A 13,792-nucleotide genomic window follows, 5' to 3' on the forward strand; every position below is an offset into this window, starting at 1 on the left:
CTGTGTCTCGTCCGGGTCGGGCCGGGCGGGGATTCAGCGTGCGGTGGGACGCTTCTCGTCGTCGGAGGCGGGCTCCGGACGATCGCGGTGGGTGATGGCGTCCGCGGCGTTCTTCGCGGACTGCGCGGCGGTGCGCGCCTTGTCCTTGGCGCTGCCGACCATCTCGGCGGCGGCCTGCCTGGCCTCCTGGCGCTTCTGCTCGGCGAGGCGCTTCTTGTGGTCACCGGCGTAGACGTCCACGGACACCTGTCCGGACAGGGCCTGGATGGCCCGCATGATCTCGTCGGTCACCTCGCGCAGCAGCGCGTGCTCGCCCTGCCGGCCCCGGTAGCCGGAGAAGTCCAGCGGCTCGCCGAAGATGGTGGTCACCCGCGCCTTCCGGCGCGGCAGAGGCATCCGGGAGCCGACGGGCTGGACCTTGTCCGTGCCGACCATGGCGATCGGCACCACGGGCGCCCCCGTCTCCAGCGCCAGCCGGGCCACGCCGATCTTGCCCTTGTACAGGCGTCCGTCCGGGGAGCGGGTGCCCTCCGGATAGATCCCGAGCAGCTCTCCCTCCGCGAGCTTCTGCCCGCCGTTGCTGAGGGACGTCGCGCTCGCCCGGCCACCGGAGCGGTCCATCGGGATCTGGTTGATCGCACGGAAGAAGGCCCCCACGACCCGGCCCTTGATCCCGGGGCCGGTGAAGTAGTCGGACTTCGCCAGGAAGAACACCTGGCGCGGCACGGCGACGGGCATGAACACCGAGTCGGAGACCGAGAGGTGGTTGCTCGCCAGGATGGCGGGTCCCTCGGTGGGCACGTGCTCCAAGCCGCGGACCTCGGGACGGAAGGCCACGTTGACCAGCGGGCCGACGACGTAGCGCTTCAGGAACATGTAGACCATGTGGGAGAGGACTCCTTCGTGGTGATCGGGGTGTCGCGTGGGTCCGTGGCGCTCGGACCGGATCCGGCCTCCGGTATTCTCTCACGTCCGCGCGCCGGGCGGGGCCAGGGGCACCGCCCGGCGGTCCCTCCTGACATCATGGACCCATGACTCCGCCGGACGAGGCCCGCCTCCAGCCCTCCCCCGCCGACCCGTTCCGCTTCCCCGCCGAGGGGGCGGCCGGGGTGCTCGTGCTGCACGGGTTCACGGGCGTCCCGTTCAGCGTCCTCCCGTGGGGCCGGGCCCTGCACCGTACCGGAGCGGAGGTCGTCGGCCCCCTCCTGCCGGGGCACGGCACACGGTGGCAGGAGCTCGCGGACGTGCGGTGGGAGCAGTGGCGCGACCACGCCGCGGAGCACCTGCGGTCCCTCCGCGAGCGGCACGACGTCGTCGTGGTGTGCGGGCTCTCGATGGGCGGCACGCTGGCCCTGCACCTCGCGGCGAGAGAGCCCGTCGACGGGGTCGTGGCGGTGAACCCCGCCCTGTCCTTGGTGAGCCGCGCGGCACCCCTGGCACCCGCCCTGCGCCACGCCGTGGCCTCCGTGGACGCCGTCGCGGACGACATCAGCGTGCCCGGGGTGACCGAGCACGCCTATCCGCGCACACCGGTGGCGGGAGTCGCCCAGCTCGGCCGGCTCATGTCCCGCACCCGCCGGATGCTGCCCTCCGTCACGGCGCCCGTCCTGGTGCTGCGCTCGCGGCACGACCACGTGGTCTCCGAGGCCTCGACGCGGCACGTGCTGCGCCACGCGGGCGGTCCCGTGGAGCTCGTCCGGCTCACCGAGAGCTTCCACGTGGCCACCCTCGACCGCGAGGCCGACGTCGTCCACGCCCGGTCGGTGCGGTTCCTCGGCGACCTCGTCGGCGGGCGCGACCCCGTGACCGCGCTGGCCCCCGACGGCGAGCCCCGGGGAGCGGGCCGGTGACCGGGCGGCCGGGCGGGCCCGCGCCCGGGCCCGAGGAAGAGTGGGCCCGGATCGTGGCCGGACTCGAGGACGTCCGCCGAGCCGGGGACCGCCACCTTCCCGGCCCCCGCGACTGGTCCCCCGAGGAGGCGCCCCTCCCGGAGTCCGCCGTCCCGGAGTCCGCGGCCGGGACGGCCGACGACGACGCGCCCTACTCACCCGACCCGGGGCCCGTCACACAGGGCCTGAGCGGCGTGGCCCTGCTGGCCTGGACGGTCCTGATCGGGGTGCCCGTGCTGCTCGTGGTCCTGGCGCTGCTGCCGGGGTCCCTCCCGTGGTGGGCGGTGGTCACCGGCCTCGTGGCGGTGGTCGTCGCGATCGGCGTCCTGCTGCGCCGGCTTCCCGAGGAGCGCGACGACCTCGACGACGGCGCCCGCGTGTGACGGCGTGTGCGTGAGCGAACTCACTAGACTGGGACCGTCGGCACACCCGAGCCGATCCGCTCACGCCGTTCCTCCGGACCCGGCCCGCCCGCCCGACCCGAACCACCCGTTCCGACCCGCCGATCACGACCTGAGGAGAACCACCATGCGCCACGTCGCCACCGAAGCCCTCGTGGACCCGCCCGTGCACCGCAGCATCACGGACTTCCTCGTGGCGCAGGCGGAGCGCGACGGCGACCCGCACCTCTACACCGTGCTCTCCGCCGACGCGGCGCCTCGTGAGGTGCACGCCCGGGAGTTCCACGCCGCCGTGCGGGGCGTGGCCAAGGGCCTGGTCGCCGCCGGCATCGAGCCCGGGGACCGGGTCGGCATCCTCAGCCGCACCCGGTACGAGTGGACGCTGGTGGACCTCGCGATCTGGTACGCCGGAGCAGTGCCGGTCCCCGTCTACGACTCCTCCTCGGCCCAGCAGATCTCCTGGATCATGGGCGACTCCGACGCGCGGGCCGTGTTCGTCGAGACGGAGGCCCTCGAGAACGCGGTGCTGGCGGCCGCCGAGGAGTCCGCCTTCCGCGCCTCCGAGCGGATCTGGCGCCTGGACGGGACGGGCACGAGCCTCGACGACCTCACCCGCTCCGGGGCGGAGGTCTCCGACGAGGAGCTCGAGGCGCGCCGGACGTCCCGCGGGCTCGACGACATCGCCACCATCATCTACACCTCCGGGACCACCGGCGCGCCGAAGGGGTGCGAGCTGACCCACGGCAACTTCGTGCGGCTCAGCGAGAACACCGCCCTGGTCGTCTCGGACATCGTCCACCCCGGAGCCCGGACGCTGATGTTCCTGCCCCTGGCCCACGTCTTCGCCCGCTTCGTGGAGGTCATCGCCCTCTACACGGGGACCGCCCTCGCCCACACCCCGGACGTGAAGAACCTCATGGCGGACCTCGCGTCCTTCCGGCCGACCTTCATCCTGGCCGTGCCGAGGGTGTTCGAGAAGATCTACCAGAGCGCACGGCTCAAGGCCGAGAAGGGCGGCAAGGTCAAGACGCTGATCTTCTCGCGCGCGACGGCCACGGCCGTGGCCTACTCGACCGCGCGCCAGGCCGGGCCCGTGCCGCCGCTGCTGCGCGCCCGGCACGCCCTCTTCGACCACCTCGTCTACTCGAAGCTGCGGGCGGCGATGGGCGGAGAGGTCACGCACGCGGTCTCGGGCGGCGCCGCCCTCGGCACGCGCCTGGGCCACTTCTTCAACGGCATCGGCGTCTACGTCGTCGAGGGCTACGGGCTCACGGAGACCACGGCCCCGATCTCCGTGAACACGCCGGAGGTCGGCAAGATCGGCACCGTGGGCCGGGTCCTGCCGGGCAACGAGATCCGGATCGCCGACGACGGCGAGGTCCTCGTCCGCGGCGCCCACGTGATGCGGAGCTACCACGGCCGCGAGGACCTCACGGCGGAGGCCTTCGAGGACGGCTGGTTCCGCACCGGCGACCTCGGCACGCTGGACGAGGACGGGGCGCTGAGCATCACCGGCCGCAAGAAGGAGATCATCGTCACCGCAGGCGGCAAGAACGTGGTGCCCAATGTGCTCGAGGACCCCATCCGCGCCTCCGCGCTGGTCTCACAGGTGATGGTCGTCGGCGACGACCGGCCGTTCGTCGCCGCGCTGATCACCCTGGACCAGGACGTCCTGCCGGCCCGGCTGGAGCTGATGGGCCTCGACCCGTCGATGCCCATCGCCGAGGCCGCGCGGCACCCGAAGGTCGTGGAGCACGTCCAGGAGATCGTGGCGCACGCCAACCGCGCGGTCTCCCGGGCGGAGGGCATCCGCGCCTTCGAGATCCTCGACGTCGACTGGACGGAGGCCTCGGGCCACCTGACCCCCTCCATGAAGATCAAGCGCGCCAGGATCGCCCAGGACTTCGCGGAGACGATCGAGGAGATCTACTCGCGGCCGGCGCCCGCCGAGGCGCCGGTGTCCAGCACCGCGGCGGAACGGCTCAGGGGGAAGCTCTCCTCCGCCCACCTGCCCGGCCGCGGCGAGGGCTGAGCACGCCCCGCGTCACCGTCCCCTGACGAGCTCGTGCGGGGGCAGGGGGGTGTGCTCGGGCACGTCGAGGCCCAGCAGGGCGTTCTCCACGACCTCGCTGAGGGCCGGATGGATCCAGTACTGGCCGCGGGCCATCGCATGGGCGTCGACGCCGAAGGACATGGCCTGGACCAGGGGCTGGATCAGCAGGGAGGCCTCCTCCCCGATCAGGTGGGCGCCCAGCAGCCGGCCCGTGCCCTTCTCCGCGACGATCTTGCACAGCCCGGTGTGGTCCTCCATGGCCCAGCCGTAGGCCGTCGCCCCGTAGTCCTGGACCTTGACGGTGATCTCCGTGCCGTTCTCGACGGCCCAGTCCTCGGCCTCGGCCTGGGTCATGCCCACGGAGGCGATCTGCGGGCTCGTGAACACGGCGGAGGGCACGAACCGGTGGTCGGTGGCACGCAGGTCCTCGGGGTGCAGCAGGTTGTGCTGGACCGTCCTGGCCTCCGCGTTGGCGACGTGCTTGAGCTGGTACGGCGAGCAGATGTCGCCGAGCGCCCACACGCCCTCGACCGGTTCCCCGCCGTGGAGGGCGTGCTGGAACTCGTCGACGGCCAGCAGACCGTCCTCGCGCACGTCCAGCCCGCCCGCCCGGGCGTCCAGCACGTCCGTGTTGGGCTGCCGTCCGGTGGCCACGAGCACCACGTCGGCGGGCAGGCGCATGGTCAGCTCGGGGTCCTCCGGGTCGTGGAAGGTGACCGTCACCGCGGAGCCGTCACCGGCCGACTCCTCGACCCCGGCCAGCGACCAGCCCGCCTCGAGCTTCCACTGCCGTGAGGCCTCGCGGGCGAAGCGTTGGGCGATCTCCGGATCGTGGTATCGCAGGATGCGGTGGGACCTGTTCACCTGGGTGACCCGGGAGCCGAGGCTCGAGAACATGTGGGCGAACTCCGCGCCGATGTAGCCGCCGCCGACGACGACCACGCGCCGGGGGAGCTCGTCGATGCGCATGACCGTGTCCGAGGTGTGGACCTGGGGCAGGTCGATGCCGGGGACGTCGGGGACGACCGGCCGCGACCCTGCCGCCACGACGATCTGCCGCGAGGTCAGCTCATGACCGGAGGCCGTGCGCAGGGTCCGCGGGCCGGTGAAGCGCACCCGCTCCTCGACGACCGTCACGTTCGGCAGGGTCCGGCGGTACTCCAGCCCGCCGTGGGAGATGGCGTCGATCCGCCCGAAGATCCGGTCGCGCATCTCGCGCCAGCGCACGTCCCGGACCTCGGCCCGCACGCCGAGGCGGTCCGCCTCGACCGCGTGCCGGGCGAGGGTGGCGGGGTACACGTACATCTTCGTGGGGATGCAGCCCACGTTGAGGCAGACCCCGCCGAAGGTCCCGCCGTCCACGATGGCCACGTCCAGGCCGTCGAAGTCCTCGGTGAGGATCGAGTTCCCGGAGCCCGAGCCGATGATGATGAGATCGAATTCGCGCATGGCGCCCATCCTATGCGGGCCTCGTGCGGTCGCCCGGCCGGCCCTACGCTGATCCCACGGCACGAGGACGGAGGCCCCGGGATGCTGGGCGTGGCGGCGGACGCGTGGTGGGTCGAGCACGCCGGGCCGGAGGCGGTCGCCCGCCGACAGCGGGCCCGCCTGGCGGCTCTCGTCCGGCACGCCCGCCACGCGTCGCCCTACTACCGGCGGCTCTACCACGGACTGCCCGCGGAGGTGACGGATCCTCGGGTGCTGCCGCCGGTCGACCGGCCGGGACTCATGGCCCGGTTCGACGAGTGGGTGACCGACCCGCGGCTCACCCTGGAGGCCCTGCACCGCGACGTGCTGGACGGCCCGTCGCCCGTCGGCGCCCGGTACCTCGGCGGCTACCACGTGATCACCACGTCGGGGACCAGCGGAGAGCCCGCGGTCCTCGTCCACGACCGGGCGTCCTGGGCCGCGGCCGCGGCCGTGCTGCGCGTCCGGGCCCGGCGCACGGCCCTGCGTCCCGAGGTGCTGGGGCCGGTGCTGCGCCACGGCCTGCGCACCGCCGTGCTGGTGGCCACGGGCGGGCACTTCGCCGCGGTGACCGTGGCCGAGGACCTGCGCCGGCGCAGCCGTGCGCAGGCCCGGCGGCTGCGGGTGGTGTCGGTCCTGCGCCCGCTCCCGGAGATCGTCGCGGAGCTGGAGGAGTTCCGGCCCACGGTCCTGGTGGGCTACCCGAGCGTCCTCCGGCTCCTGGCCGGGGAGCGGCGCGCCGGGCGGCTGGGGGTCGACCCCGCGCTGGTCGCCGTCGGGGGCGAGACGCTCACCCCGGCGGCCCGCAGGGCGATCTCCGGCTCGTTCGGCTGTCCGGTGCTCGACGAGTACGCGGCCTCGGAGGTCCCCGCCCTGGCCGTGGAGTGCCCCCGCGCGGCCCTCCACGTCAACGCCGACCGCTATCTCTTCGAGCCCGTCGACGAACGGCTGCGGCCGGTGCCCCCGGGCACCGTGTCCGCCACCGCCCTCGTGACCAACCTCGACAACCGGGTCCAGCCCCTCCTGCGCTACGACCTCGGCGACAGCGCCGTGCTGGCGGCCGGGCCGTGCCCCTGCGGCAGTCCCCTGCCGGTGGTTCGGGTGGAGGGGCGCAGCGGCGCCGTCCTCCGGCTCCGGGCCGGGGCCGGGCCGACCGTGGAGGTGCCTCCCCTGGCGCTCGGCACGGTGATCGGGGAGACGCCGGGGGTGCGCCGGTTCCAGGCGGTGGGCACGGGACCCGAGACGCTGACCGTGCACCTGGAGCCCGACCCCGGTGCCGACCTCGTGCTCATCCGCTCGGCCGCCGAGGCTCGGCTGCGGGCGTTCCTGGACGCCCGCGGGCTGGTCACGGTCGCCGTCCGGCACTCCCCCGATCCGCCCCGTCCGGACCCGCGCAGCGGGAAGTTCCGGGAGGTCTGGTCGCGGTGACGCCGTCCCGGGACCGGCCGGAGGGCCCGGGCTCCGCGCGGTCCGGGCCCTGAGGGCCCGGACCGGCGGGCGGTCAGTCGGTGGGGTCCAGGACGAGGAGGAGGTCCCCTCCGGTGACCTGGGTGACGCCGGTGAGCGCGACGCGGGTGACGGTGCCCGCGGTGGGCGCGGTGATGGAGGCCTCCATCTTCATGGCCTCGATCGTGGCGACCTGGGCGCCGGGCTCGACGGTCTGGCCCTCGGTCGCGGTGACGGTGACCGCCCCGGCGAAGGGCGCGGCGACGTGGCCGGGGTCGGTGGGGTCGGCCTTCTCGGTCTCGGGCACCGCCGAGGCCACGGAGGTGTCGCGGACCTCGATCATCCGGGGCTGTCCGTTGAGGGTCACCATGACGGTGCGCATGCCCTTGTCGTCGGCCTCCGAGATCGCCTGCAGGGTCACCAGCAGCCGCACGCCCTTGCCCAGGGAGATCACGTGCTCGTGCTCGGTGGTCAGCCCGTAGAGGAAGTCCCGGGTGTGCAGCAGGGCGAGGTCACCGTACTTGGCCCGGCTGGCCAGGAACTCCCGGGTGGGGCCTGGGAAGAGCAGCCGGTTGAGGGTGGCCCGGCGGGTCGCGGAGTCCTCGGCCAGGGCTCGGGCGTCCTCGGGGGCCAGCTCGGTGATCCCGACCTTCACGTTGCGCCCCTGAAGCGCCTTGGTCCGGAACGGCTCGGGCCACCCGCCCGGCGGGGTGCCCAGCTCCCCGGCGAGGAAGCTGATCACCGAATCCGGCAGGTCGAAGCGCTGGGGATCGGCCTCGAAGGCGGCCGGGTCCACGCCCATGCCCACCAGCTGCAGCGCGAGGTCGCCCACGACCTTCGAGGACGGGGTGACCTTCACCAGCCGGCCCAGCATGGCGTTGGCCGCGGTGTACATGTCCTCGATCGCCTCGAAGCGCTCGCCCAGGCCCAGCGCGATGGCCTGCTGGCGCAGGTTGGACAGCTGCCCGCCGGGGATCTCGTGCCGGTAGACCCGCCCGGTCGGGGCGGTGAGCCCGGACTCGAACGGGGAGTACATCCGGCGGATGACCTCCCAGTAGGGCTCCAGCGCCGAGATGGCCTCCAGGGGGATGCCGGTGTCGCGCTCGGTGTGCTCCAGGGCGGCCACCAGCGCCGAGGCCGAGACCTGGGAGGTGGTACCGGCCATGGAGGCGTCGGCGACGTCGACGGCGTCGACCCCGGCCTCGATCGCGGCCATCAGCGTGGCCAGCTGCCCGCCGGCGGTGTCGTGGGTGTGCAGGTGCACCGGCAGCGCGAAGCGCTCCCGCAGGGCCGACACCAGCCGCTTGGCCGCGGCCGGGCGCAGCAGCCCGGCCATGTCCTTGATCGCCAGGATGTGCGCCCCGGCCGCCACGCACTGGGCGGCCAGATCCAGGTAGTAGTCGAGGGTGTAGAGGTCCTCGTCCGGGTCGTTGAGGTCGCCCGTGTAGCACAGGACGACCTCGGCCACCGCCGTGCCCGTCTTGCGCACGGCCTCGATGGCCGGGGCCATCTGCTCCACGTCGTTGAGCGCGTCGAAGATCCGGAAGATGTCGACCCCGGTGGCCGCGGCCTCGGCGACGAACGCGTCCGTGACCTCCGTGGGGTAAGGGGTGTAGCCCACCGTGTTGCGCCCGCGCAGCAGCATCTGGATGGGGATGTTGGGCATCGCCTGGCGCAGCAGCGCCAGGCGCTCCCACGGGTCCTCGCCCAGGAAGCGCAGGGCCACGTCGTAGGTGGCCCCGCCCCAGGCCTCCACCGAGAACAGCTGCGGCAGGGTGTGCGCGTAGGCCGGAGCGGCCGCGAGCAGGTCGCGGGTGCGCACCCGGGTCGCGAGCAGGGACTGGTGGGCGTCGCGGAAGGTCGTGGACGTCACCGCCACCGCCGTCTGCTCCCGCAGCGCCGCCGCGAAGCCCTCCGGACCCTTCTCCTGGAGGACCTGGCGCCACCCCGGCGGCGGAGTGTGCTCGGAGGGGCCGTCGAACGGGGACCGCAGCGGCTCGTCCTGCTTGTCCCCGGGGTAGCGCGGCAGCTTCGTGCGCGGATCGATGCCCTCCACCCGCTCCCCGTTGGGCCGGTTCACCGTCACCTCGGCCAGCCAGGTCAGCGCCTTCGTGGCCCGGTCCCCCGAGGTGCGCGCCTCCAGCAGCTCCGGACGGCGCTCGATGAAGTCCGTGGCCACGTTCCCGGCCAGGAACTCCGGATCGGCCAGCACGGCCTGCAGGAACTGGATGTTGGTCGCGACCCCGCGGATCCGGAACTCCGCCAGGGCCCGCTGGGAGCGGTGCACGGCCGTGGCGTAGTCCCGGCCCCGGCAGATGAGCTTGACCAGCATGGAGTCGAAGTGGGGGGAGACCTCGGCACCGGCGTAGACCGTCCCGCCGTCCAGGCGCACCCCCGCCCCGCCGGCCGAGCGGTAGGCGGAGATGCGACCGACGTCGGGGCGGAAACCGTTGGCCGGGTCCTCCGTGGTGATCCGGCACTGCATCGCCGCCCCCCGCACGGTCAGCTCCCGCTGGCTGATGCCCAGGTCCGTCAGGGACTCCCCGGCGGCGATGCGCAACTGGGACTGGACGAGGTCCACGTCGGTGATCTCCTCGGTGACCGTGTGCTCGACCTGGATGCGGGGGTTCATCTCGATGAACACGTGCTGCCCGGCCCGCTCCCCGGCCGTGTCCACCAGGAACTCCACGGTGCCCGCGTTCACGTAGCCCAGCTCGCGCGCGAACTTCACCGCGTCGGCGTGCAGGGCCTGACGGATCCCCTCGTCGAGGTTCGGGGCCGGGGCGATCTCGATGACCTTCTGGTGGCGGCGCTGCACGGAGCAGTCCCGCTCGAAGAGATGGACGATGTTGCCCTCGGCATCGGCCAGGATCTGCACCTCGATGTGACGGGGACGCAGCACCGCCTGCTCCACGAACATCGTGGGATCCCCGAAGGCCGTGTCCGCCTCCCGCATCGCCGCCGCCAGCGCCTCGGGCAGCGCCTCGGGCGTCTCCACCCGCCGCATCCCGCGACCACCGCCGCCGGCGACGGCCTTGACGAAGACCGGGAAGCCGATGCGCTCGGCCTGGCCCAGCAGGTACTCCACGTCCGAGGAGGGGGCCGAGGAGTCCAGGGTGGGGATCCCCGCCCGCTGGGCCGCCTTCAGGGCCTCGACCTTGTTGCCGGCCAGCTCCAAGATCTCCGCGGCCGGGCCCACGAACGTGATCCCCGCCGCCTCCGCGGCACGGGCCAGGTCCGGGTTCTCGGAGAGGAACCCGTAGCCGGGATAGATCGCATCCGCCCCGGACTCCTTGGCCACCCGCACGATCTCCGCCACGTCGAGGTAGGCCCGCACCGGGTGACCCTCCTCACCGATCTGATAGGCCTCGTCCGCCTTCTGCCGGTGGATCGAGTGACGGTCCTCGTACGGGAACACCGCCACCGTCTTGGCCCCCAGCTCATAGGCCGAGCGGAACGCCCGGATCGCGATCTCCCCGCGATTGGCCACCAGGATCTTCTCGAACATCTACAACCGTCCCGCACCCGGTGCGCCTCGTGGACGCCCGGGCACTGCTTCGTGGAATTCGGACAACATCGATGGTGTGGAGAGAGGCAGGGGCGGCGCTGGGTGCCTCCGCGAGAACCCGCTTTTCCCTCTGCGCGGACACCGGACCGCGCAGAGGGTGGCCGAGGGACAGAAGCCCACCTGATTCCTGGTGGAAGCAGGTCCGACGCCGCCACGTCAGGGGCGCCACGATGCCGGCCGACACGAGATCGTGCCCCACGGACCGAAGTTAACTGTTAACAGTCAAAGTAGAACGCGCCTCATCGTGTGTCAAGAATCACCTTCCGGACCTCCGGAGGGGCGGCACCGAGGGGGTCGTCGAGCATGCGGGGTTCTCGGCGGCTGGCTGGAAAGGCGATCCGGAGCCAACTCATGTTGACTGTTAACAGTCGGCCAAGGTAACGTGACGTGCGGCACACCCACCGGCTCCAGGCAAGGATCAACGACATGTTCTCTCCCCGACTGGGCTGCTCCTCCATCAGCTTCCGGCACCTGCCGTTGCCGGAGGCGCTGAGGACGATGCGCGAGAGCGGGTTCCGGGAGATCGATCTGGGCGCTCTCCCCGGTGTCTGCGACCACGTGCCCTACGTCCTGGACGAGCATGCCGTGGACCGGGTCAGCACGGAGGTCGGAACATCCGGGCTGGCGGTCCGATCCGTCAACGGGGACATCGGGGATCTCAACACCCCGCTCGACGACGAGCAGCGGACGGCGCGGGAGCAGCACCTCGAGATGCTCCTGCGGCTCACCCGTGCGGTGGGCGCCCGGGCCCTGGTCCTGCCCTGCGGGGCGTCGGACCACGACCCGGTCCGATCGCTCGAGGAGGACCTGGACACCGTCGCCGCCGAGTTGACCCACGCCTCGGACCGGGCCGCAGTGACCGGTGTGGAGGTGTGGACCGAGTCCCTGCACGTCCACCGCCTGTGCTGGAACATCGACCGCGCCCGCCGCCTGACCTCCCGTCTGGCCGGGACCGGTGTCGGCGTGGTCATGGACTTCAGCCACATCGTCGCCTCCGGCGGGAACCCGGTGGACTTCATCGAGACCTTCGACGAGCGGATCGCCCACGTGCACCTCCGTGATGCCATCCCCGGCGACATCAACCTCGGCATCGGCAACGGCAAAGCCGACTTCGCCGCGGGGTTCCACGCCCTCGCCGCCGCGAACTACAGCGGTCACTTCTCCCTGGAGCTGGAGACCCGCGATGTCACGGACGAGGAGCGCCCCGCCGCTGCTGTGGCGGCGGCCGAGTTCGTTTCACCCCTGCTCTAGACCACCATCACAGCCATCCATTTCCCACCACCCCGAGGAGCAACATGACCACCACCCAGCGCACTGCTGTCATCACCGGCGCCACGTCCGAGAAGGGCATCGGAGCCACCACGGCCCGCCGTTTCGCCCGCGAGGGCTGGGGCGTGGTGATCCTGGACCTCGACGGCGAGAAATCCGCGCAGGTCGCCCGGAGCATCGGGCAGGAGTTCGGCGTGCCCGCGCTCGGCCACGCGATCGACGTCGCCGACGAGGCCTCCGTGACCACCGCCCACGACGCGGTGGCCGCCGAGGTCGCCGCCGGCGACCTCCCCCCGGTGGGGGCGGTGGTCAACATCGCGGGGATCACCTCGCCGGTGGACTTCCTCGACACCACCCTGGAGCTGTGGCACAAGGTCATGGACGTCAACGCCACCGGCACCTACCTGGTCACCAAGGCTTTCCTGCCCGAGATGATCGAACAGGGCTGGGGCCGGATCGTGAACATGTCATCGGTGTCCGCCCAGCGCGGTGGCGGAGTCTTCGGCAAGGTGCCCTACTCCGCGGCCAAGGCCGCCATCCTGGGGTTCACCAAGGCCCTGGCCCGCGAGCTCGGTCCGACCGGCGTGACGGTCAACGCGGTGACCCCCGGGGCGGTCGACACCAACATCCGCGTGGGCAGCACCCCCGAGCAGGAGGCGGCCATCTCCGCGAGCGTCCCGGTCGGGCGCACCGCCACCACGGAAGAGATCGCCGCGGCGATCACCTTCCTCGCCTCCGAGGACTCCTCCTATCTCACCGGAGTGACCCTCGACATCAACGGCGGAAGCCACATGCACTGACTCGCGGCCGCCGTCCCCCGACGGCTGATCGCGACATCGCCGGCCCCTGGGCCGACGGTGCGACACAGGAGGCCCGCCCGTGCACCAGCGGGTCCGGCGCCCCGGTTCCCAGCCGTCAGCTGGGTGCCGGGGCGCCGGCATCGGTGCCCCGACCGATCACCACGTGCCGGCACCGGCCCGGGCCGGTCGGCCAGCCTCCGTCGGAGCGTCCCGCTCCGCCCGGTCCCCGACAAGGAGAACCCAGGATGCCCCTCCGCCTCGTGCTCGGCGCCGACAGCGCCGGAGTCGCGATCAAGGACGCGGTCTTCGCCGATCTGCTCGGTGACTGCCGTGTCGTCGAAGCCGTCGACATCGGCATCGACCGTCACGACGTCCGCGTCGCTGACCCTTCGTCACGACCGGACATCGGATCCGTGGCCGCGCGGATGATCCGGAACGGCCAGATGGACCGGGCCCTGCTTGTCTGCGGGGCGGATCCCGCCATGGTGACGGCCGCGAAGGAGTCCGGTCTCCGCGTCCTCACGGTCTGCGGGTCCGCCTCGGTCGACCGGGCCGGCATGGCCCAGGACTGCCGGGTGCTGGTCGTGGATCCTCTGGCACTCGACCTCGCACTCGTCCGCCGACTGGTGGGGGAGTGGATCGGGCATGCGTGCAGGACCACCGTAGCCGTCCCCGAAGGTGGCCTGGCCCGAGACTGAGGCCTCCGAGGCCCGGCCCGCCGGTCGGCCCCGCGGCGGGTCAGGGATTCCATCGCCGTCCAGAGCCCCCGGCGAGCCTCCGGTGCGGGCTGCTCCACGGCTACCACGACGCAGCCGGGACGGGGGTCGTGGGGATCCCTGCCCGACCGTGGTCACGGGGCAGCTCGCGTGCAGGGACGGTCAGTGCACGACAGTGGCGGG

General features: G+C 72.7%; 10 protein-coding genes. 7 read left to right on the forward strand and 3 right to left on the reverse strand.

What is annotated here, in order from left to right; translation table 11 throughout:
- Nucleotides 1-33: 33 nt before the first annotated feature.
- Nucleotides 34-885, reverse strand: a complete 852-nt coding sequence (locus ACH9EU_RS15440; RefSeq protein ID WP_396414061.1) for a 1-acyl-sn-glycerol-3-phosphate acyltransferase — start codon at nt 883-885, stop codon at nt 34-36.
- A 146-nt stretch (nt 886-1,031) separates the two neighbouring features.
- Here ACH9EU_RS15440 and ACH9EU_RS15445 point away from each other — a divergent pair, with 146 nt between their 5' ends.
- The 3 genes from ACH9EU_RS15445 to ACH9EU_RS15455 all read left to right on the forward strand — a co-directional run bounded on the left by ACH9EU_RS15445 (nt 1,032) and on the right by ACH9EU_RS15455 (nt 4,322).
- Nucleotides 1,032-1,850, forward strand: a complete 819-nt coding sequence (locus ACH9EU_RS15445) for an alpha/beta fold hydrolase (RefSeq protein WP_396414060.1) — start codon at nt 1,032-1,034, stop codon at nt 1,848-1,850.
- Entirely contained in the window at nt 1,847-2,272 is a 426-nt protein-coding gene (locus tag ACH9EU_RS15450; protein WP_396414059.1) for a hypothetical protein, read from the forward strand. Before ACH9EU_RS15445 ends, ACH9EU_RS15450 begins: the two co-directional genes overlap by 4 nt.
- Before the next feature lie 145 nt (nt 2,273-2,417).
- On the forward strand, nt 2,418-4,322 hold the full coding sequence (locus ACH9EU_RS15455) for an AMP-binding protein (protein ID WP_396414058.1): 1,905 nt from the start codon (nt 2,418-2,420) through the stop codon (nt 4,320-4,322).
- A 12-nt stretch (nt 4,323-4,334) separates the two neighbouring features.
- On the opposite strand, the gene ACH9EU_RS15460 is transcribed toward ACH9EU_RS15455, so the two are convergent.
- On the reverse strand, nt 4,335-5,792 hold the full coding sequence (locus ACH9EU_RS15460; RefSeq protein ID WP_396414057.1) for a mycothione reductase: 1,458 nt from the start codon (nt 5,790-5,792) through the stop codon (nt 4,335-4,337).
- A gap of 81 nt (nt 5,793-5,873) precedes the next feature.
- On the opposite strand from ACH9EU_RS15460, the gene ACH9EU_RS15465 reads away from it, so the two are divergent.
- Nucleotides 5,874-7,238 (forward strand): phenylacetate--CoA ligase family protein, encoded by a 1,365-nt coding sequence (locus ACH9EU_RS15465; RefSeq protein WP_396414056.1) that lies wholly within the window; start codon nt 5,874-5,876, stop codon nt 7,236-7,238.
- Nucleotides 7,239-7,311: 73 nt separating this feature from the next.
- On the opposite strand, the gene ACH9EU_RS15470 is transcribed toward ACH9EU_RS15465, so the two are convergent.
- Nucleotides 7,312-10,764: a pyruvate carboxylase gene (locus tag ACH9EU_RS15470; protein WP_396414055.1), complete on the reverse strand. Its 3,453-nt coding sequence runs from the start codon at nt 10,762-10,764 to the stop codon at nt 7,312-7,314.
- Between the two features lie 486 nt (nt 10,765-11,250).
- Here ACH9EU_RS15470 and ACH9EU_RS15475 point away from each other — a divergent pair, with 486 nt between their 5' ends.
- The 3 genes from ACH9EU_RS15475 to ACH9EU_RS15485 all read left to right on the forward strand — a co-directional run bounded on the left by ACH9EU_RS15475 (nt 11,251) and on the right by ACH9EU_RS15485 (nt 13,591).
- Nucleotides 11,251-12,075 (forward strand): TIM barrel protein, encoded by an 825-nt coding sequence (locus tag ACH9EU_RS15475; protein WP_396414791.1) that lies wholly within the window; start codon nt 11,251-11,253, stop codon nt 12,073-12,075.
- Between the two features lie 44 nt (nt 12,076-12,119).
- Nucleotides 12,120-12,893 carry an SDR family oxidoreductase gene (locus ACH9EU_RS15480; RefSeq protein ID WP_396414792.1) on the forward strand — a complete coding sequence of 258 codons (774 nt, stop codon included), beginning with the start codon at nt 12,120-12,122 and terminating at the stop codon, nt 12,891-12,893.
- Between the two features lie 245 nt (nt 12,894-13,138).
- Entirely contained in the window at nt 13,139-13,591 is a 453-nt protein-coding gene (locus tag ACH9EU_RS15485; RefSeq protein WP_396414793.1) for an RpiB/LacA/LacB family sugar-phosphate isomerase, read from the forward strand.
- Nucleotides 13,592-13,792: the final 201 nt, after the last annotated feature.

This window comes from Kocuria rhizosphaerae (assembly GCF_044462265.1).
GTDB classification, from domain to species: Bacteria; Actinomycetota; Actinomycetes; order Actinomycetales; family Micrococcaceae; genus Kocuria; species Kocuria rhizosphaerae.